The 20173-nt window shown below is 40.7% G+C and carries 20 protein-coding genes; 7 read left to right on the forward strand and 13 right to left on the reverse strand.

From position 1 onward, the window contains the following. The first annotated feature begins 112 nt into the window (after positions 1 to 112). The 4 genes from Xbud_RS20480 to Xbud_RS10295 are packed head-to-tail and all read left to right on the forward strand — an operon-like array spanning position 113 to position 2694. The gene (locus tag Xbud_RS20480; RefSeq protein WP_244589908.1) at positions 113 to 766 is read left to right on the forward strand and encodes a helix-turn-helix domain-containing protein; all 654 of its coding nucleotides are present in this window, start codon (positions 113 to 115) and stop codon (positions 764 to 766) included. Positions 767 to 776: 10 nt separating this feature from the next. Beyond that, positions 777 to 1259, forward strand: coding sequence for a hypothetical protein (locus tag Xbud_RS10285; RefSeq protein WP_099135985.1), 483 nt, complete (start codon positions 777 to 779; stop codon positions 1257 to 1259). Next, positions 1256 to 1954, forward strand: coding sequence for a VUT family protein (locus Xbud_RS10290; RefSeq protein WP_099135986.1), 699 nt, complete (start codon positions 1256 to 1258; stop codon positions 1952 to 1954). Before Xbud_RS10285 ends, Xbud_RS10290 begins: the two co-directional genes overlap by 4 nt. Beyond that, entirely contained in the window at positions 1951 to 2694 is a 744-nt protein-coding gene (locus Xbud_RS10295) for a metallophosphoesterase family protein (protein WP_099135987.1), read from the forward strand. Before Xbud_RS10290 ends, Xbud_RS10295 begins: the two co-directional genes overlap by 4 nt. A gap of 122 nt (positions 2695 to 2816) precedes the next feature. Here the strand turns inward: Xbud_RS10295 and Xbud_RS10300 are convergent, their stop codons facing one another. From Xbud_RS10300 to cynS, 11 genes are all read right to left on the reverse strand, one after another. Further along, on the reverse strand, positions 2817 to 3563 hold the full coding sequence (locus tag Xbud_RS10300) for a thioesterase II family protein (protein ID WP_099135988.1): 747 nt from the start codon (positions 3561 to 3563) through the stop codon (positions 2817 to 2819). An 11-nt stretch (positions 3564 to 3574) separates the two neighbouring features. Then, positions 3575 to 6310 (reverse strand): non-ribosomal peptide synthetase, encoded by a 2736-nt coding sequence (locus Xbud_RS10305; RefSeq protein WP_169923056.1) that lies wholly within the window; start codon positions 6308 to 6310, stop codon positions 3575 to 3577. A 366-nt stretch (positions 6311 to 6676) separates the two neighbouring features. Beyond that, positions 6677 to 7531: a tagatose bisphosphate family class II aldolase gene (locus Xbud_RS10310; RefSeq protein WP_099135990.1), complete on the reverse strand. Its 855-nt coding sequence runs from the start codon at positions 7529 to 7531 to the stop codon at positions 6677 to 6679. Between the two features lie 53 nt (positions 7532 to 7584). After that, positions 7585 to 8034, reverse strand: a complete 450-nt coding sequence (agaF, locus tag Xbud_RS10315; RefSeq protein WP_099135991.1) for a PTS galactosamine/N-acetylgalactosamine transporter subunit IIA — start codon at positions 8032 to 8034, stop codon at positions 7585 to 7587. A gap of 9 nt (positions 8035 to 8043) precedes the next feature. Continuing rightward, positions 8044 to 8931 (reverse strand): PTS system mannose/fructose/sorbose family transporter subunit IID, encoded by an 888-nt coding sequence (locus Xbud_RS10320; RefSeq protein ID WP_099135992.1) that lies wholly within the window; start codon positions 8929 to 8931, stop codon positions 8044 to 8046. After that, complete coding sequence (gene agaW, locus Xbud_RS10325; protein WP_099135993.1) at positions 8921 to 9712, reverse strand: PTS N-acetylgalactosamine transporter subunit IIC; 792 nt, start codon at positions 9710 to 9712, stop codon at positions 8921 to 8923. The genes Xbud_RS10320 and agaW overlap by 11 nt, the downstream gene beginning before the upstream one ends. 11 nt (positions 9713 to 9723) lie before the next feature. Beyond that, a complete protein-coding gene (gene agaV, locus Xbud_RS10330; protein WP_099135994.1) occupies positions 9724 to 10206 on the reverse strand; it encodes a PTS N-acetylgalactosamine transporter subunit IIB in 483 nt (160 codons plus the stop codon). Positions 10207 to 10217: 11 nt separating this feature from the next. Beyond that, entirely contained in the window at positions 10218 to 11438 is a 1221-nt protein-coding gene (locus tag Xbud_RS10335; protein ID WP_099135995.1) for an SIS domain-containing protein, read from the reverse strand. Beyond that, on the reverse strand, positions 11435 to 12733 hold the full coding sequence (locus tag Xbud_RS10340) for a D-tagatose-bisphosphate aldolase, class II, non-catalytic subunit (RefSeq protein WP_099135996.1): 1299 nt from the start codon (positions 12731 to 12733) through the stop codon (positions 11435 to 11437). The genes Xbud_RS10335 and Xbud_RS10340 overlap by 4 nt, the downstream gene beginning before the upstream one ends. A gap of 504 nt (positions 12734 to 13237) precedes the next feature. Beyond that, positions 13238 to 14074, reverse strand: a complete 837-nt coding sequence (locus tag Xbud_RS10345; protein ID WP_099135997.1) for an alpha/beta fold hydrolase — start codon at positions 14072 to 14074, stop codon at positions 13238 to 13240. 658 nt (positions 14075 to 14732) lie between these two features. Then, a complete protein-coding gene (gene cynS, locus Xbud_RS10350) occupies positions 14733 to 15203 on the reverse strand; it encodes a cyanase (protein ID WP_099135998.1) in 471 nt (156 codons plus the stop codon). Between the two features lie 222 nt (positions 15204 to 15425). Here cynS and Xbud_RS10355 point away from each other — a divergent pair, with 222 nt between their 5' ends. The 3 genes from Xbud_RS10355 (at position 15426) to Xbud_RS10365 (ending at position 17925) form a co-directional block, all read left to right on the forward strand. Then, entirely contained in the window at positions 15426 to 15719 is a 294-nt protein-coding gene (locus tag Xbud_RS10355; RefSeq protein WP_145956625.1) for a DUF3394 domain-containing protein, read from the forward strand. A 33-nt stretch (positions 15720 to 15752) separates the two neighbouring features. After that, on the forward strand, positions 15753 to 16943 hold the full coding sequence (gene lhgO / locus Xbud_RS10360) for an L-2-hydroxyglutarate oxidase (protein WP_099135999.1): 1191 nt from the start codon (positions 15753 to 15755) through the stop codon (positions 16941 to 16943). Between the two features lie 355 nt (positions 16944 to 17298). Further along, entirely contained in the window at positions 17299 to 17925 is a 627-nt protein-coding gene (locus tag Xbud_RS10365; protein WP_099136000.1) for a beta/gamma crystallin domain-containing protein, read from the forward strand. A gap of 121 nt (positions 17926 to 18046) precedes the next feature. On the opposite strand, the gene Xbud_RS10370 is transcribed toward Xbud_RS10365, so the two are convergent. Beyond that, positions 18047 to 18613: a HutD/Ves family protein gene (locus Xbud_RS10370; RefSeq protein WP_244589909.1), complete on the reverse strand. Its 567-nt coding sequence runs from the start codon at positions 18611 to 18613 to the stop codon at positions 18047 to 18049. 126 nt (positions 18614 to 18739) lie between these two features. Beyond that, positions 18740 to 20161, reverse strand: a complete 1422-nt coding sequence (locus tag Xbud_RS10375) for an aminotransferase-like domain-containing protein (RefSeq protein WP_099136002.1) — start codon at positions 20159 to 20161, stop codon at positions 18740 to 18742. Between the last annotated feature and the right edge of the window lie 12 nt (positions 20162 to 20173).

Consider the following 20173-nt stretch of genomic DNA (forward strand, 5'->3'; position numbering starts at 1 on the left):
TAAGATGCCAGTCTTTCTCTTATTTTTGAGTTCTTGTATTATAAAATATCAACCTATAAGATACGCTTATAAACACCAACATCTGACAAGATAATATCAACGAGATAATATAATGCAAGAGCCGAACAATAAAAAATCAACTGAAGCCGATGCTTTGCTTGCTAACATTTCACAAAACATTGATTTTTTGATGAAAAAAAACAATATAGACTCACAAACCCTAAGTAAATTGACAGGCCTTGGAATTGCTACGATTAACAGCCTTAGGCGTGGTGTTGGAAATCCTACTATTGCTACAGTCTCATCCATTGCTGATATATTTGGTGTGAATGTCGGTGAAATTACCGATGGTAAATTATCTGAATCCTATCGACATGAAGAAATTATTTCATCAATACCTTTAATTCGTTATGATGAATTAGATGGATATATATGTGGGAAAATAATCCACACCAATCTATACAAACTCAGTATCCAGGATAATCAGGAAGACTCACTTTTCGCAGTAGAATTTGGAAACAATCTTTTATCTCCGTACTTTGATAGTAACACCATTGCAATCATTTCCAGAACTGAATCAGTTTGTGACAGTGATATAGTTCTTGTAAAGATTAAAGATACACCTATTTGTTTCAGACAAGTCTTTGTCGGTGAGCGTGGAATTTATTTTTCAATATTAGGTATTGATAATGAGCGAAAAACAATATTCAGTCAAAATTACACAATAATTGGGGTTTTGATTAAATCAATTAAAAATTTAAAATAGGAATTTAATTGTGAATAAAATAATTGATTTTTTCAGAAGCATATTCAAACCTCGTTACATTTACAATTTGCAGAGGTTCGAGCCAATAAAAGAAAACGGATTCTACATCTTAAAAGAATTAGGTACTCATACATGCATAAAAGCAAGAGCAGAAGATATTTTTGAAAGTGATTTATTATATAACATCAATCCTTATGACATTATTTTTATAGCAAAATTTGAAGAACATGACCTGAAAGAAAAACAAAAATTCAAGATAATAGAAGAAAACAGAGATTTGTCATTCACTATACAAAATGAATATTCTCGCAGAACAATAAATGGAAAAGAACTGCTTTCAGAACAGAATATTATAGAGAAATTAGATCCTGCCAGTCTGATAAGAATAGCCTACATATCCGGATTAAAAGACGGAAGAAAAATCTCCGATGAAATTTCAAAATCAGAAAAAATAAAATCATCTAAATCTGCAAACTTAAAGGTAATAAAGTGACTCAAATTTATCCCACCAACTCAAGCTTCAAGTATAATTCTTTATTTATTTCTCTGTCCGTCACAATCATGATAACTTGTGATGTTCTTGTCTATAAGACTCTGGATTTTTATGGTCTTAAAATTACTTTTAGTGGAATTTTATTTTCTTTTTATTTCCTTATATCCACAGTTCAAACAGAAGTTTATGGTTATAGACAAGGAGTAAAAACAGTCTGGATCATGGTTTTATGCCAATCAATTTTTGTAATGGTCATTTTTATTGCATCACATACTCAGCCAGAAAATAACCAGATTTCAATGAATTTTAAGTCATTGTTTGGCGAATTTTGGCGCGTTATGGTAGGTACATGGACTTCTGTACCAATTTCTTACTTTATCAATGGCTTTGTAATATCTTCTTTAAAAAAAGTTTTTTTTGGCCGCTTCTTTTTCCTCAGATATATTATTGCTTCAATGCTCACCCAAGCGTCTCTTTTATTATCATCATACCCTATAAGCCTTTCTTCAAAATATAGTGTAAATGAATTAGTCATAATAATTTCTACAACTTGGTCTTATAAAGTAATAATGTCTATTATACTTTTACCTATCGGCATCATCTTAGCAGCTAAGATAAAAAATTTAGAATCTGCTGATGTATACGATTGGGGAATATCATATAATCCGTTTATTTTTGGAGGCAATAAAAAATGAAAGTGATTCAGTTAACCGATATACATCTGACTCAGAGAAGAGAAAAAACAATATTTGATGTAAACCTTTATGACAACTTCGATATTATTTGTGAGGAAATACGTCGCATTCAGACTATTACCGAAATAGAGTTAATTATAGTCTCAGGTGACATTACAAATGATGGTGACACAGACGCTTACAGCTATTTTTTAAATAAGATGGAATCACTCAATACACCTTACATTGCAATACCTGGCAACCATGATCTCAAGGAGAAATTTAATATTTCCCTTGCAGAAATCAAACCAAAATATCACATTACCTCTCGTGAATATAATCGTGACAATTGGTATATCACTGGTATCGACACTGTTGTTGAAGGTGAAGATTATGGTTTTATCACTAAAACTAACCTTGCAGAATTAGAAAAAAGAATTATTGAAAACAGTCATTTTAATATTGCGTTATTCATGCATCACCATGTCAAATCGGTTGGTACGCCAATTGTAGATAGCTGTATGCTGGAAAACGCTAATGCCCTACTGGCGCTATGTGAGAAATATAAGATTAAATTTATTGGTTGCGGGCATGCACACACTTCACGTATTTGGCATAAAAATGAGATGACAATAAGTGTTGCACCAGCAGTTTCATTCCAATGGTTATTAGGTACAGATACCGTCAAAACGGCAAAAGGCTTTGGTTTTAATATTATTGATTTTTCAACTGACTTATCGGTAGTTTCGTGTAGTTATTAATGTTTATACCCGTCGTCTTTCAAGCTGCATTTTTGTTGGCTGGGCAAATTCGTTCCCGACGAATTTGTCATTCCCTTGCCGCCGCGATGCAGCTTGAAATCCATTGGGTATAGTTTGGAAAGTTAGGCCACCAATTCCCGTGCCCGTTCCTCTATCCAATCAATAACTTCATCACTGGAAAACAAGTAGAAATGTTCACCTGCAAAAACTTTTTGTGTCACGGGCGTAGTAAATATTTCTCGCCACTGTGCCAACCACGGGACAGGAACGTGCTCATCGTGATCCGCACCAATCACATAGGTCTGACAGTTTATCACTGGCTTCGGCAACCGGGACAGAGAAGCCAGCAGACGAAGATCACTTCGCATGGCATCAACCACATATTTTCGCAATTCAGGATGTGTGAAAACATCCTGCGGCGTCTCTTCAAATTCTTCCAGCAAGTCTATTATTTCCGCTTCTGATAATGCCTCATTTCGTAAATCATCCGGAGCAGACGTTCCCCGCGCAGAAAGTATAAGGCCCAATTTCTTCTCCGGTGCCTCACTTTTTAATCTTCGGGCTATATGGTAGGCAAGCTCTGCTCCCAGGCTATGACCGAACAACAGCAAAGGCTTATCTTCTCCCAATTTCAATCGCTTGATCGAAGCAAGAAGGTCAGATATTACCGTTTCAGCATCTGTCTGAAATGGCTGTAAGAAACGCGAGCCCCTGCCTGCCAGTTCCATACAATAAGCTTCAATAAATCCAGACAGCCTCTGAGAAAGTTGCAGATAAGAGAAGCTGGAACCACCAGCATGATGTAAAAACACAAGTTGAACTTTCGCTTCTGCTCTTTCGAACGCAGGGTATAGGATTGAATCAGTCAAAATTAAGGCCTTTAGTTAATCTGGTTATTCGTCAAGTGAGTCAGAAAATACTTGGAAGTATCGGTAATTGGGTTAATACGATCTATTTTCTTCTCTGGTGTACTTTCCAGAGCGGTAACGATTTTCTGTAATATCGTTTGGAAAATGTCACAGACGCGTTCAAGATTAACCCCCTGTTCAGCCTGTGTGTGGATCACAAAGTCTTTGTCGATATCTTCAATACTGATGTAAATCGGGTGATCCGTGTGTTCCATAATGCCAGCGCTACTGAAAGACTCGGCACCAGAAGGCGTTAGTGCTAATAGTGGTTCTGCCGGAGAGATGTGACGTATTTCACTATGATAATAATTCAATATTGAAGTAAATAATGGTGCAGCTCCCGACAATTGTGATAATTGCTGTTGAAACGATTGCCGAGTCAGTGCCTGCGATACTTTTTGATGTTTGACCAACTGTACCAGGTTGTCTTGAACAAGCCAGAGGCACTCAAGCACAGGCAAGTTATCCAGACGCATATGAATTGGTATTATATGGATAAATTGCTCTGTCCCATTCTCAGTATCCGCGCCTGCAAGCATATGCCCTGATAAAACCGTGCCAAAAACAGCATCATTATGTCCAACCAGACAACCCATTGTTTTGCCCCAGGCCAAGTGAAAAATTGCAGCGACACCAACAGCATGGACTTTAGCTTGTTGACGTATTTGATTACACAAATTCTCCGGCAATAATCGCCACGCTTCAACCGCCATAGTACCGATACCTAAATATGTTTCCACATCGAATGGAGTTGAAGGCGGTTTATCATCTTTCAACAAAGGTGCCGTCATTTTAGGGCATTCCATCCCATTGGAGTCGATATCTGTTGAGTTGCAAGCCTGCAAATGAACGGCTAATTCGGACAATACAGGATATTGATACAGCATATGTGCTTCCACCATCAATCCGCGACGCCGTAATTCCTGTACCATTTTTATAGCTGACAGTGAATTACCGCCCAAATTGAAGAATTGAGCATGTCTGCTGACTTTTTTAACCCCGAACAATTCACTCCATACTTCAGCCAGTATTTTTTCAATCCCCTCTTTTGCCGGAGCGGAATCCTGTTGTTTAAGCTTTCCAATAGCAATAACCGGGAAAGCCTTGCGGTCAAGTTTACCGCTGGCAGATAAAGGAAAATGATTGACAATAACAATGGCTGCCGGCCGCATATAATCAGGAGCCACTCTTTTCATGAATTGCTGAATACTCTCTTTCACACTACTCTGTGAATGATGCTGCAAAGCACGTTCTGAAATAATCACGAAAGCAATCAACCGGTTGTCTTCTGAACTTTCACTTTTCTCCCGCGCTGTTTGTATCAGCACAACAGCATCACGCACAGCCGGATGTTTCATCAACAGCACTTCAATTTCACCCAATTCAACGCGATAACCGCGTACTTTGACCTGAAAATCCATCCGGCCAAGAATGTCCAGCAAACCGTCCTTCCGCCATTTCGCTAAATCACCGGTGCGATACATTCGTTTGGGAAGCGCACTATTTACCGCAATATTGACAAATTTAGCCGCGGTTTCTTCCGGGCGCTGATGATAACCTTCAGCCAGTTGTGCCCCCGCAATACACAGCTCACCCGGTGTTTCATCCTTAATAGCACAGTTCTTGGTATCGAGCAGATAGATTTCAACATTGTCAATCGGTGCGCCAATAGGAGGCAGAACCGGCCATTCTTCTGCTTTGCCTTCCAAAGTGTAAGCTGTCACGACATGTGCTTCTGATGGGCCGTAGTGATTATGCAGGCGGCAATGTGGCAGTGCATGGAAAAATTGCCTGATAGCGGTGGTAATAACCAATTGTTCCCCTGCCGTGATCACATCAATAAGGCTCTCTGGATAACATTCCTGTGCAATCGCCGCCATTGCCAAACCATTTAATGCTACATAAGGCAAAAATATTCGTTCAATCCGCTGCTCTGCAATAAACGTAACCAGAGCCAATTGATCCAATCGTAAATGATTGGAGATCAACACTAACTCCCCACCGCTGGATAAAGCTGAAAATATTTCCTGAAATGAGACATCAAAGCTTAGTGGAGAAAATTGCAACGTTTTTTTACCAAAGTAATCGCCTTGCTGATGAATTTGCCAGACCAGCATATTCACCAACGACTGATGAGGCATACAAACCCCTTTAGGCTTTCCTGTCGAACCTGAGGTATAAATTAAGTAGGCGAGATCTTGGGGGGTACAAACTCCTGTCAAGTTTTCTATGTCACAACTATCGCTATTGATATTCTCTTTATTACTGTCGGAAAAATCACACTGAGCTAAATCAATACATGCGATAGTCTCAGGAAATGATAATTCAATATCGCCACGGAAAATAACAACTGAGACATTAGAATCGGTCAAAATGTAGGATTGACGCTCAATAGGATAACTCAGATCAATCGGGACATAAGCAGCACCGGCTTTTAAAACACCAATAACCGCAACAATCGCATCAATGCTACGTTCAAGACAAATACCTACCGGAGAAATTTTTTCACCATCATGATGGTAATGCTGACGGATATAATGCGCCAACCTGTTTGCTCTACGATTTAATTCATCATAAGACAATGATTGCTCACCAAATCTTATGGCAACAACATCCGGTGTTTTCGCTACCTGCTGCTCAAATAGTTCATGCACACAACAAAATACGGAATGACTTGAATGACGCTCTGACAATGATTCAACACGCATAGTTATCTTCCTTTTATTCCATAAATTGACTGTCATTCATGGTAATCAACTCATTATTCCGCGCAAATATCTGTCCTTCATTTTTTAGTTACCTCTTTGTTTACTGTAAATAGGTTAATTATGAATAGACTAGCTGTGAATAGAAATTAATTGACTCCGATAATATCAACATTGATAAAACGGGTATAGATTAATAATATCGAAACCATCTTTCTATAATAGAAAATATTATTTTCATAACTCTTTTTTTCATAATCATTGTCAGACTGGCATATGTTATTATGCAAATATCACGCTATATAATGGGAATAACAGAAATAATGGAAACACAACTAAATGATGTATCCAAATATTAAGCAAATAAAATTATATCCGGCCTGCACTACCACAGATAATGATTTTATTTTCCACAACTTTCTGCATTGCCAGTTTACCCGGTGTAATATATTTTCGTGGGTCATTGGCATCAGGATATTCTGCAAAATAGGCTTTTACAGCATCAGCAAAAGCAATTTTTAAATCTGTTGCAACATTGACTTTACAGATCCCAAGCGTGATGGATTGACGTATCATCTCTTCTGGAATACCCGATGCACCATGTAAAACCAGTGGGATCTCCACATAACGGCGGATTGCCTCCAAACGTGAAAAGTCCAGATGAGGCTCACCGTGATAAAGCCCGTGAGCAGAACCTATAGCAACAGCCAGTGAATCTATCCCGGTTCGTTCAACAAACTCTTTTGCTGCGATGGGATCGGTATAGAAGCTATCCTGGCTGTCAACCTTCAAATCATCTTCCTGCCCGCCCAGTCTTCCTAGTTCTGCTTCCACGCTGGTATCGAAGCGCTGACACAATCGTACCACTCCAGCTACAGTAACTATATTTTTCTCAAAGGACAGATGAGAGCCATCTATCATCACCGAACGTATACCACTTTCTACTTTATGGCGGATATCATTGAGATCTTCATGGTGATCAAGATGCAGTGCCAGAGGAAGTTTATTGACGGCGGCGGCGACTTTACAGATAGAAACCATATATTCAAGGCCAGCATAGATGAATGTGCCCGGTGTTCCGGCCAGAATGACCGGAGACTCCATTTTTGCTGCTGTTTCAACCACCACTTGCACAGTTTCCAGATTGTGTACGTTGAATGCCGGAACGGCATAACCTTCCCGCTGTGCTTTTTTCAACATTTTACTGTTAGAGATCAACATTATACTATTACCTTATCATTACCTTATTATTACCCTGCTATCACTTTATTATCGTCTTAGATGCCATCAATATCGGGCAGTGCCTGTTTTGACTGCTGCTGTTCATGCCACAGGCTGGTCAATCCGCGACGACCACACTCCAGAGCCATGTCACGAAATTCAATGGTGTTCATCTCATCACGCATTATCATCATTTCAACAGCCAACTGCATATTAGTCCCCGTAATCACCTGCCATTGCGGATAAACTAATTGTGGATGTGTTAAAGCCAACTGTGCAGCCTGCCGGAAAGGAGAGCCGCCTAACAGATCTGTCAGGAAAACAACTCCTTTGCCCAAGTCACACACTTTGCTGGCTATGTACAATGCTTGATACAGTTGCTCTGTCGTCATTCCGTCAGGAAAATCAACGGCAATACATCCCGGCTGTTTACCAATGATCTGATCTACCGCCTGTAGCAAGCCACTGGCAAACGTTCCGTGCCCGGTTATTACGATACCTAACATTTTTTCTCCTTATAAAATTCCGACCAATTTACCAACAACCCCAAACACGGCTGTAATACCTATCAGCTTCACTGGTGAGAAACCACGTTTCATTAACCAGTAAACCAGCAATGTGAAGGTCAGAGGCAGTAAGTTAGGCATCAGCTTATCGAGTACATCTGTTTGCAGTGCGACTTTTGCTTCCCCTGCTTTCATGACAAAAGGTGTCGAAAGATGAACATAAGAAGCAACAAGAGCACCGATAACCGTCATACCGACAATTGATGCTGCATGAGAAATATTTTTCGTATGGATTTTCAGCATAGCTATGGCTTTGGTGCCGGTACGGTAACCGTAATGCGCCAAACCAAAACGCAAAGCAAAATGTACAATATTAAACATCAACAGAAACAGAATTGGCCCCAGAACACTGCCTTGCAGTGCTAGTGATGCCCCGATACCCGCACAGATCGGTAATAAGGTCAGCCAGAACAGTGCATCACCGATCCCGCCCAATGGCCCCATCAAAGCAACTTTCACAGCCCGGATGGTAGAAAGTTTCTCCTTACTGCGTTCCATCGCCAGTACTAAACCGGACAGAAAAGTGACATCAAATGGATGAACGTTAAAAAATTCCATGTGCATTTTCATGGAATTTGCCAGATCATCGGGATTTTTATGCAGCTTACGCAGTGCGGGGATCAGTGTGTAGAGCCAGCCTCCCGCCTGCATACGTTCATAGTTAAAAGAAGCCTGTAACAGCAGAGAACGCAGAGCCATAACATTAATATCGCGCTTTGTTAACTCTTCCGCTGGGGTCGTATCAACATAGTCATCACGATCTACCGAACTGCTGTCTTGCTCTATATTCGCACCGTTTTTTTCGGACGCTGTGTTATCCAATGTATTAAATGCCATCTTGCATCTCCTTCGGTGAATTTGACTGGGATGATGTACCCTGTGTATTACCATCGTCGTTACGGGTACGGTTAAAGAAATCAATTAATGCAATCGCAAATGCGCCCAAAGCGATAGCAATAATAGGCAAATGCAGGAAAGTGACAGAAATAAAACCGAGGATGAAATAAGCCACATAGGTCTTTTTCATCATGACTTTCATCAACAGAGCAAAACCGATAGCAGGCATCATGCCACCAGCAACAGAAAGACCATCAAGCAGCCATTGTGGTGCTTTCTGCACGATGACTCTGGCAGTATCTGCACCAAAATAAATAGGTAAAAAAGACACAATGAAATAGAAGCAGAACAGGATAATGACACCAAAATAGTTTACCCATTCAACACCGCGCCAATTGAGCTTTCTGACCATTTGATCGCATTTGTGCATCATCGGTGAGTAAATGGTAAACAGCAGTGTTATACACCCCTGAACAGCAATAGAGAAAGGAACTGCAATACCAATCGCAACTTTGGGATCTGCCTGAGTGAGAATGGCAAAAGTTGTTCCGATAATCCCCCCTATAACAACATTGGGCGGTTGGGCACCCGCTAGTGGCACCATGCCCATCCAGACAAGTTCTAATGAACCACCAACCAGTAAACCGGTCTGAATATCTCCTAAAATTAATCCGACCAACGGCCCGATAACAATCGGACGATGGATGTGTGTCAATCCATTGAACAGATCAATACCTGCAATCCCTGCCAGTATTGAGATCAAAAGCGCATCAACGAACATATTCACCTCCGTTATTTCAGAAGATTAGCAATATTTTCGCCTGCTTCGTCTGGCACCCGGCGGACTTCACAGGGAATGCCGCGTTTTTCCAGTTCACGAAAGGTGTCAATATCACTTTTATCAACAGAAATGGTTTTATGGACCTGAGTTTTTCCTTCTGAAAAATGCATGTTACCAACGTTCACAAACTTGATTGGTACATTACCTTTTACAAGCGTCAGCACATCTTGTGGTGTTTTACAGACGATAAAGATTTTCTGGCGCTCCGCAGCTTTATGAATGACATCAATAGTTTTTTGTAGGGTGAAATAGCGGGTCTGAACACCATCAGACATCACCATATCCATAAGCGATTGCTGAACAGGATCATTTGCTGCTTCATCATTCGCTACGACAACAAGGTTGGCACCCAGTGAATTAGCCCAGGTAACGCCAACCTGTCCATGGATCAAACGGTTATCAATACGGGTCAATAGGATATTTGGGGTAGACATTCTAACTCCTGTTACTTTTCTGATTCAGTGTAGGGATAAATTTGAACGCCTTTTACCACACGATTAACTTCACCTGTCGGGCATGGGTTATCAGGAGACAGGCCGAGAGACAGTGAGGTTTCAAAGCCCAGCATTTGAAAAAAAAGCAAATAGGGGAAAATAAGCCAGATATCCGGCAAATCAGTGGGAATTTCCAGAATATGAGTTTCTGCAACATTAGCTTCCAGTATCCCAGGGTAGGGCAAACTGCTTAAAACAATAATTTGTTTGGCCAAACCATCTTGTTTGAGTTCATTGAGTAAATCGATATCATAACGACGGCAATAAGCATCAGCCGAGAGCATGATAATCACCAGCGTATCATGGTCGATGATAAATTTCGGCCCATGCCGCACTCCCATGTTGGAATCGTAACGGGTTGCTATTCGGCCTGCGGTTAATTCCAACATCTTCAACGCCCCTTCTTCCGCAATACCGGTAAAACCACCTGCTCCCAACGCAACCATACGTTTAAATCCCTTCCCGATGATTTGCCGGATCAGCGATTGCCAGGCAGGTGCCTGTGTCTCACAGAGTACAGCCATCGTTTCCAGCGATTGTTTTTTTAATGGCTGCTCTGCTGTATCGAAATCCATATCACCAAGGAGTAACAGAGTCGCCAGCGCCATACAGCTAAAGCTGGACGTCATGGCAAAACTACGATCATTGGCTCCTTCCGGCATAATCAGCGAACAAACATGCGTCTTATTCTTTGCATAACGGGCCAATTCCCCTTCAGGATTACAGGTAAGGATCAAGTGATAACAGTCGGTTAAGAGGGAATCTACCAATTTAACAGTTGCCACACTCTCAGGACTGTTACCGGAACGGGCATAAGAGACCAACAGGGTGGGTTTACTCTTATCCAGATATTGCCAGGGTGTAGGGACAATATCCGTTGAGGCAAAAGCATGAACATTCAGTCCGCATTTCTTGCCACGCCTTCCAACTTCACGTAACCAGGGGGCTACAGCCTTACCAACGAACGCGGAAGAACCCGCACCACATAGAATAATCTGCAAATCAGGCTTTGTGAGCAATGGATGGAGAAAAGGCCGCCAGTATGGTTGGAGCACGTCCAGCTCCTGATATAAGGTGCGCCAAAGTCTGGGCTGATGCTGGATCTCCTCCGCGGTATAGTATGCCTGATGTTCTGCCAGCCACTGGGATGAATAAGGGAAAAAAGGTGTCATAACACAGCTCCTTCTGTCTCAGTTTCACAGGCCTCAGCGTAGTGAACCAATACCGAACGGACTTTATCCATCACCCACTCTTTAGGTTCATCGAGAGAAAGAAGACCCGCTTTGATGGCTTTGGCCTGTTCAGGCAAGTACTGGCTTATCATCGAAAAAGGAGCTGGCTGGCTGCGCAGATTCGACAGTAATTTCTCGACAGCCGCTTCTACTTCAGGGTTCGCCCAGTAATAGCGAATACGATCACTCAAACTGTACTGGCGATCGATATACTGTTGATGTGGATTACCTTTGTAATAAGAACGCCAGTATTCTGGTTGTTCACACATAACCTGCTCCAGTGTTTCACTTAAATGAGCAGCTTTTGACTCTCCATGCCATTCACGATCCAGCTTATCAAGGGCAAACAGACCTTCCCGCAAAGCAAAAGTTAAAGCTGGCCCTACTTTCAGTATGACAAAGTGATCACGAACCAGATTGTGATAAGTTTGTGGGGTCTGATAATCCGTCGAATGGGCTTCATAGACAATATGGGGTTGTGTCTCAATATATTGGCTGAGTTCCTGAGCTTTTCCCGGCTGATAATGTTCAATTTGGTGATGATCGAAATCGACTCCCGGCTGTACAACCAATGCAATGACTCGCGGCCAAACATGAGCCAGATGTGCTTTTTTCCATTCAGCCTGATGGATTTTCAGTGTAGAAGCCGCAGCAGCAGGAGTTGTAACCTGTACGCCGTCCAAATCTTCTTTGGCTCCTCCCGGTACAGGTACTTCTGTGCCAATCACATAGACAGGTGCCTCACCACCATTTACCTGCCAGCTACACTCAGCAACCAAACAAAGCCGGGCTGCACGCTCGGCTACAATTTCATCGGTCAATGGTACAGGATCATCTACACAGGACATAGAACAGTCGAGATGAATTTTACGAAATCCGGCAGCGACATAATCATAGATAAGGGTTTCAGCGAGTGCCATCGCTTCTTCAGCAAGGTGATCCTGCCAGGCATTAGGCCCCAGATGATCACCTCCTAGCCATATTTGTTCTCTTGGAAAACCGACAGAATCCGCGATATTCCATACTTTATTTCTAAAATCAATAGGTTGCATCCCAGTATAACCACCAAACTGATTGACTTGATTGGACGTCGCTTCAATTAATATGGCGGTTCCCCGCTCTTTAGCAAACCGCAGTGCACTTTCCAATACCCAGGGGTGTGCGGAACAAATAGAGTAAATTCCAACCAACTCACCAGATTTATGGCGACGGATAAGCTGTAATAGCGATTGCATAATGTTTCATGTCTCCAATACCTTAAATACATTGAGTTTTAGTGTCATTTTTTAAGCTCTGCCGTTGTTGGAATCTTTGGAGAATAGGCAGAGTAAATAGATAATAATAAGCAAGAAATGACGGGTAAAAATTATTAAGCATTGGTATTAATAACACCTAAACATTACAACAAAGGAAATCAATCGAAACTGTGATCCTGATTAAAAGTTTATTTTTTTAATCAAGCGCGAGTAAAATGCTTTTGTTTCATTATTAGACAAAAGATAATTTTTTCCGATTACTTTCAGTCGAATGTTTATAAGTGTGATATCCAATGGATTAGAAAAACTGTGATGATATATAGAAAGATATTATTCTATTTATCGTAAGTAAGAATAAATCATGGTGAGGAAAGAATGATAAAGTTCATCTGTAAAGATGAAAAAAAGATATATGAGGCTGGGGAAATTATTACACTCTCATAAATTCCCCAGCCAATAATATTTTCAATTAACTAATCGATGTTATTGGAAATCAGAAAGAAAATCAGACAATACCGGATTAAACCTGGCTGGTGCTTCCCAAAACGGTGCATGATCCACACCGACCAAACTAAATACTTGGTCTTGCCAAAGGTTTTGATAATTCAAATTTTCAACATATTCGGCATTGATGAAAGGATCACCTGCACCATTCACGATAGCCAAAGGTATTTTACTTGTTTCAGCCAATAACTTTTGATCTGTTGCCTGTGGGGAAGTAAAAGCTTCAAACATATATTGGCGTGACAACCCATCTGTTCTTGCTACTGCCTCAAGGATAAACGGCTCATGAGGAGCGTTAACGCCCACTGTTTGATAGGCATAATTCTTCACATCTTCTTCAGTGAAATCAACTTTCCCGGCAAGCCTCATATGCTCATTTTGACGAAAACCAAGTGCGACATTTTCTTTACCAGCAGCTACAGGGGGTGTACCACAAATCATCAGTCCAATCATTTTGGGGTACAGTGCCAGCATTTCCAGCCCGATATGTCCCCCTAATGACCAGCCCAAAACAACCACTCTGTTAATTCCGAGCTTATCCAGTACTTCAATAACGGTGCGGGCATAACCTGGCATTGAATATGTCTGACGTGGATCACTGGCATTAGAAGATGCACCATGTCCCGGTAAATCCAGAGCTAAAACCCGATAGTCCTTTTTAAAGTATTCTATCTGATGGCGAAATATCTCTTTACTACTTGAATTACCATGTATTAAAAGAACCGGGAGCCGATTACCGCCAGTATCTAATACTGAAATACGAGCATAACAGGTGGATATATCATAGTAGTGAATATTAGTGTGTGCAGCAGCCATGATTCTATCTCCTAATGAGTGAATAGCAGAGTAATTTTTCTGCTAAAATATACAGTAACTTATTGCATTTTATCTTGATACCTTATATGTCTTACATACTAGTGGCATGACAATACGGTATTTTTTGCCCCCTCTCAATTATTAACATTCACATACACCTGATTTTTTTCTCAATGATTCTTAAATGAATAATAACTTTAGGAATTCATTATCATTATTTTTGAATTTGCCAGATTGATTCTTTCAATAACTTTCGGGTTCCAATATGAAATTTTTTTACTATGAAAAACATTAATTAACTATGGAATTAATTATGTTGAACAAGGACATGATTCCGTTCAAATTTCTAAAAGAATAAGTGGATAAAACTATTAATTTTATGATTGTGACATCTATCTCTGTTCTCTATATTTCAAATAACTTATTACCCATTAATAGCATCTAATGTTACCAAGCAGTACCTTGCTAAATGAAAAATATGCAAGTCAGTGCGTATTTTAACGACAAATTACACAACATCTGGTCAATCAAACGGTCGTGTATTAAATAATCAACAAAGCAGCAACTTGAAAGATGAAGAGTATAGACTTAAAAAAATCATATTAATCAATAAGCCAGCTTCATAAAATGATGCTGGCTTATTTCTAAAAACTAATCATCAAAACGGTTTCGTAGGTAAATATTTACCATCCAAAGTTATTACTGCTCGGCTTCCGCCTTCTGGATCTTCGACTTTCTTAATATCTAATCTAAAATCAATTGCGCTAATAACACCATCACCAAATTGTTCATGTACTAATGCTTTTAATGTTGTTCCATATACTTGCAACATTTCATAGAAACGATAAATCGTTGGATCAGTTGGTACTCCAGTTGGAATTGAACCTCGCATAGGGACAGCCTGTAGAAGCTTTACCGCATCATCCGTAAGACCTAATTGTTCAACAACCTTCTTTGCTGCCTCTATAGGCAACGGATGTTGCCCAAGTAAAGCCGCCGTGACAAAAGCAACATTCATTCCTGTACCATTTGCAATTTCTTTCCATGAAAGATTTTTAGCAAGTTTAGCTGCAATAATACTTTCAGTCAGTTCCAAGCGAGATGTTTGAGTCGTTAATATTTGTAACATGTTACTTTCCTGTGAGACAAATCTTGACGCTATAATGTAACTGCTTATTTATAATGTCTAAGTGTCATTTTTTATGAATCTTATTAATTTTTTTGAATAGTTGGTGTTTATGTAGATAGCTTCACGAAAAACCGTTGGATTTTCGAAATAGACATTATTGTCCGGCTGGCTTTACCCGGATTTATCATCCCTTTTATTTTGGTATACAACCCCGCATTATTGATGCAAGGCAGTGACTTGAATGTGCTGTCCATTCTTTACATGATAATGATGGCATTAATTGGTATTTATTCTCTCTCTATTGCAACCTCCAACTTCTGGATGATTAAGGTCCACTGGCTGGAAAGAGTTCTCTTCACTATTGCCGCTATTCTTTTAATCAAGCCGGACATATGGACAGATTTAGCGGGCAGAATGCCGATTGTGTTATCAGGTGGTATTCATCTCCTGCGCTATAAACATTACCGGACAGTATTACGGGACAATAGCAGCAAGCATGACCTTGGAGCCAATTGAGAAAAAACAATTAATTAAAGAGGCAAAGTAAAAATGTATGACGTTATTATTATTGGTGCAGGATTAGTCGGGCTTGGTACTGCCAATGCCCTGCAAGAACATCATCCACGCTTACGCCTGCTGGTATTGGATAAAGAAAAGAATGTGGCTGCTCATCAGAGTGGTCATAACAGCAATGTTGTCCATTCTGGCATTTACTACACTCCCGGCAGTCTGAAAGCGCGTCTGGCGAAAAAAGGCAATCGAACGATATATCAGTTTTGCCAAGAACATGGCTTATATTATGATCGCTGCGGCAAAATTATTGTTGCTACACAATTAAAAGAACTCCTTTTATTAGAAAATATTTATCAACGAGGTTTACAAAACGATCTTAATGTCAGTCAGTTATCACAATCTGCTTTGAAAGAACGTGAGCCTTATGTCAATGGTCTTGAAGCAATTTTAGTGCCGGATACGGGGATCGTGAATTATCAGGAAATTGCAGCAAAACTGGCTGAGATCATACAAACAAGAGGCGGAGATATTCATTGTCAACAACAGGTAAAAGCTATCCGTGAACATAGTGATTATGTTGAAGTACAAACTCAACAACGCGGTTATCAGGCCAAATGGCTGGTGAACTGTGCCGGACTACACAGCGACAGGATTGCTAGGCTGGCGGGCTATGATACTGGTATGAAGATTGTGCCATTCCGTGGTGAATATTATGTATTGGATAGTAGTAAAAACTATTTGGTCAATCACTTGATTTACCCTGTTCCCAACCCTGATTTTCCGTTTTTAGGTGTTCATTTCACACGCATGTACAATGGTAAGCGGGATGTTGGCCCTAATGCAGTATTGGCATTTAAGCGTGAAGGCTATCATAAAACAGATTTCAGTCTGCGGGATCTGACGGAAGTAGTGACTTACAAAGGATTCTGGAAAATTGCCACACGCTATTTCGATGAAGGCCTGGCAGAAATACGTCGTTCATGTTCACGTCAGCTTTTTACTGATAATGCCCGTCAGCTCATTCCTGATTTACAGCCCGAAGATATCATACCGGGATCAACGGGTGTTCGTGCCCAGGCATTAACAGTCGATGGCAAACTGGTGGATGATTTTCACTTTGTGACCGGCCATCGCTCACTGCACGTTTGCAATGCCCCTTCACCAGCCGCTACAGCATCATTTGAAATTGGCAGAGAAATTGTAAAACAATATTTTGAAACAATTTAAGTGCTGGATTGCCCAGAAGTAAGCGCACGGTAAACATGCGCTTACTGAAGTGTGAAGTGATCACAAAGCACCTAAAATAACTAAATTTGTTTTTTAGACATACCACTTTCACTAATGCTTATTAAAATAATTTCTCTAAAAGGCTATTAAAGTAATAAATATTATAGAGATTAAATAAAATAAAACCTTGTCAAATAAAAACGCTCTCATTTATTAATTTTCATACGTCCAAATTTAAACAAATATTTTTTAAAACCATGTCTCAATATAAGAGTTACCCACTACCTTGACACATAATTCCTTCTCCTTATTCTAGTTTGACATTGTTGCAATAAACGTAAGGAGAATATCTATTATGTCTAAAACTCAGCTCGCCAATGGGGCTATATTTTATACCCAAAAGGATTACACTGGTAGTTCTTATCAATACCCAGAAAATAGTACGGAAGTAAATTTAATAGGCACTCCACTAAATGATAAGTTTCTTTCTGTCGAAGTTGGCCTGGAGTCAATAGTTTTTGCCTGGCGGCATGGCAGTGATAGTCAAGCAGGACAAATTTATCGCGAATGGGATACAAGTCAGGCTGATATTAGTGATATTCAAGGTTTGTCAAAGTTTATTGTATCTCCGTCAAACCGTGATTTGCTGGCAATAAAATTGATTAACGAATCAGGAATAGATCAGGTATTTAGGGCAAATATCCAAACTTATACCATTCCTGATGCAGTAAACTGTTATTCAGATGGCGACTATGAAGTCGTTGGCCTGATACCAAAAGATGGGCAACTATATGTTACCTCCGTAGCTGTATTTAATGATCAGAATATCGTAGTAACTCATGGTGCTGTTTATTTTAAATATAATGGCACCGACCTTGATATTGTTGCTTATGATGAAACAAAACCACCCTATATGCGGTTTGAAAAAGTCAGCAGTTATCATTTTAATTTCTATTTAGAAGAATTTCCTCAAAATGAGTAAAATGAAAACAAATTTGTATAGTGGGGAATTTTAATATAGCCCCTGAAAAGGGGCTTATTAATAATGACTTCAGTTCAAATTAATATCGCCAAACTAGCCCTAATGATAAATTCATTAATATTTACTCATTCGGATGTAAATCCACCCACAACAACTGGCTGTCTGCAACTAACGGTTTAATCGCTCCTTCCCGTATATCTTCCGGCAACCACCATGCACCTTGCCCAAAAGCAAGCTGAACAGAATTTGTGCCGGACATTTCCCAACGCCCTCTCAGAACATACAGCACCCCGCTGTGAGATGTCGGTAAACGACGTTCAGCAGTCACAACAGAAATTTCAGAACCCCAGGAAGAACGGCGAGTCAGGATATTAAAGCATTGAACAGATCCATCCAACAGTTCAGCATGTCCCCGAATATCACCGGAAAAATGGAAGGGGATCATTTTTTTCACCAACTCATGTTCCAGAAAACCCGGACTGGTTAAACGGATGCCTTTTCCCTTCAATAATACAATGGAGCGATCAATATCAGGAAATTGCCCCAGTGCCCCATTTTGATAAATAGATGTGAAGCAGACACGCCAAGCGAAATCATCAGCAACCGGCCAGCAAACAATATCCCTTACTTCTCCGATCCCTCCAGCCCATTGTTCTCTTGGTAACGTTGCATAATCGAAACATTTCATTCTCATGCTCCCCCTTTCACTACTCTTACTGTTCTACTTACACCTGAAGAGGCAATAAACGTCCAATTGCAAACTTCGCAAATAATTTTTCCTGCCGCAACCGAGAAACAATTAAAATGTGATTAATTACCCGTATTCCTTTAATAACATACGGCACAAACTTCCCAATGTTTTCATGGCTGCCGCCTGAATTTCATTCCACGCAAACGAAGTGTTCAACCGGAAAGCGTGATCAAACTGAGAACTGGTGGAAAACATGCTACCGGGTGCAATGCTGATGCCTTTAGCCAGCGCCTGTTGATATAACCGATTAGCATTGAAAGGCGGTTCGAATTCCAGCCAGATAAAATAACCTCCACGAGTGCTGTTAACTTTGACCGACGGAGGGAAATATTCACTGACTGCCCGCAGCATCTGAATTTGCCTTTGCTCCAATTGACGCCGCAACCGCCTTATATGGTTATCATACCCTCCCTGAGTCAGGTATTCCGCAATCGCCAACTGTGTGGGGATACTGGCTGAAACGGTACTCATCATCTGCAATTGTTGGATCTTTATCGCATGTTTTCCCGCAGCGACCCATCCGACGCGATACCCGGGAGCGAGACATTTTGAAAAGGATGCACAGTGCATGAAATTATTTTCCTTGTCCCATGCTTTGATTGGCATCGGCGGATCCTGATCAAAATAGAGTTCGCCATAAACATCATCTTCAATCAGGATAATGCCGCTTCGGTTCAGAATTTCAACTAACCGCTGTTTATTTTCTGTCGGCATACTGACACACAACGGATTCTGAAATCGGGACATCAGCCAGCAAGCTTTTATTTGATATTTACCAACAACTTCTTCCAGTACATCCAAATCAATACCTGTTTTCGGATCTGTTTTTATAGCAATAGCTTTCAAACGTAAACGCTCTATGGCCTGTAATGCACCATAAAAAGCCGGTGACTCAATCACTACCCAATCTCCGGGGGAAGTCGCTGACTGTAAACTAAAACTCAACGATTCCATTGCGCCTGCTGTGATCACAATTTCATCAGGAGAAACATGGATACCTTGTGCGGCATAACGGCGGGATATGTTACGCCTCAATCGTTCATTTCCCGGTGGTAAATTAGCCAATGAACTGTGGGGAACAAAGCGACGAGCGACTGAGGCCAGTGTTTTGGCTAACTTGGGTTCTACCAGCAAGGAAGGATCAGGAAATGCGGAACCAAAAGGAACGATTCGTGGATCTTTACCCGCTTGTAAGACATCAAAAATTGAGGCGCTAATCTCCACATTTTCACTCAGATTCAGTTTCTTTCCCCCTTTTGCCGCTGCAAACGGTTTTATCCGCGGGGCAACATAATAGCCTGATTGCGGACGTGCCACGATCCAGCCCTGACTTTCTAATAATTGATAGGCTTGCAGCACCGTCATCAAACTTAATCCCGACGATTTCACCGATTCCCGCAGTGATGGCAGCCTGTCCCCCACTTGCCAAATGTCATCCTCTATCTGTTGGCGGATCGTTACTGCCAATTGTTCGTAGCGCGTCATATGCAGGCCTTT

This window comes from Xenorhabdus budapestensis (genome assembly GCF_002632465.1).
GTDB classification, from domain to species: Bacteria; Pseudomonadota; Gammaproteobacteria; order Enterobacterales; family Enterobacteriaceae; genus Xenorhabdus; species Xenorhabdus budapestensis.

Excerpts from the sequence above, each read along its gene's own strand:
- Xbud_RS20480 (WP_244589908.1), top strand. The coding sequence starts at position 113 with ATGCAAGAGCCGAACAATAAAAAATCAACTGAAGCCGATGCTTTGCTT.
- Xbud_RS10295 (WP_099135987.1), top strand. The coding sequence starts at position 1,951 with ATGAAAGTGATTCAGTTAACCGATATACATCTGACTCAGAGAAGAGAA.
- Xbud_RS10305 (WP_169923056.1), bottom strand. The coding sequence starts at position 6,310 with ATGCGTGTTGAATCATTGTCAGAGCGTCATTCAAGTCATTCCGTATTT.
- agaF (WP_099135991.1), bottom strand. The coding sequence starts at position 8,034 with ATGTTAGGTATCGTAATAACCGGGCACGGAACGTTTGCCAGTGGCTTG.
- Xbud_RS10320 (WP_099135992.1), bottom strand. The coding sequence starts at position 8,931 with ATGGCATTTAATACATTGGATAACACAGCGTCCGAAAAAAACGGTGCG.
- agaW (WP_099135993.1), bottom strand. The coding sequence starts at position 9,712 with ATGTTCGTTGATGCGCTTTTGATCTCAATACTGGCAGGGATTGCAGGT.
- agaV (WP_099135994.1), bottom strand. The coding sequence starts at position 10,206 with ATGTCTACCCCAAATATCCTATTGACCCGTATTGATAACCGTTTGATC.
- Xbud_RS10335 (WP_099135995.1), bottom strand. The coding sequence starts at position 11,438 with ATGACACCTTTTTTCCCTTATTCATCCCAGTGGCTGGCAGAACATCAG.
- Xbud_RS10340 (WP_099135996.1), bottom strand. The coding sequence starts at position 12,733 with ATGCAATCGCTATTACAGCTTATCCGTCGCCATAAATCTGGTGAGTTG.
- Xbud_RS10345 (WP_099135997.1), bottom strand. The coding sequence starts at position 14,074 with ATGGCTGCTGCACACACTAATATTCACTACTATGATATATCCACCTGT.
- cynS (WP_099135998.1), bottom strand. The coding sequence starts at position 15,203 with ATGTTACAAATATTAACGACTCAAACATCTCGCTTGGAACTGACTGAA.
- Xbud_RS10355 (WP_145956625.1), top strand. The coding sequence starts at position 15,426 with ATGCAAGGCAGTGACTTGAATGTGCTGTCCATTCTTTACATGATAATG.
- lhgO (WP_099135999.1), top strand. The coding sequence starts at position 15,753 with ATGTATGACGTTATTATTATTGGTGCAGGATTAGTCGGGCTTGGTACT.
- Xbud_RS10365 (WP_099136000.1), top strand. The coding sequence starts at position 17,299 with ATGTCTAAAACTCAGCTCGCCAATGGGGCTATATTTTATACCCAAAAG.
- Xbud_RS10370 (WP_244589909.1), bottom strand. The coding sequence starts at position 18,613 with ATGAAATGTTTCGATTATGCAACGTTACCAAGAGAACAATGGGCTGGA.
- Xbud_RS10375 (WP_099136002.1), bottom strand. The coding sequence starts at position 20,161 with ATGACGCGCTACGAACAATTGGCAGTAACGATCCGCCAACAGATAGAG.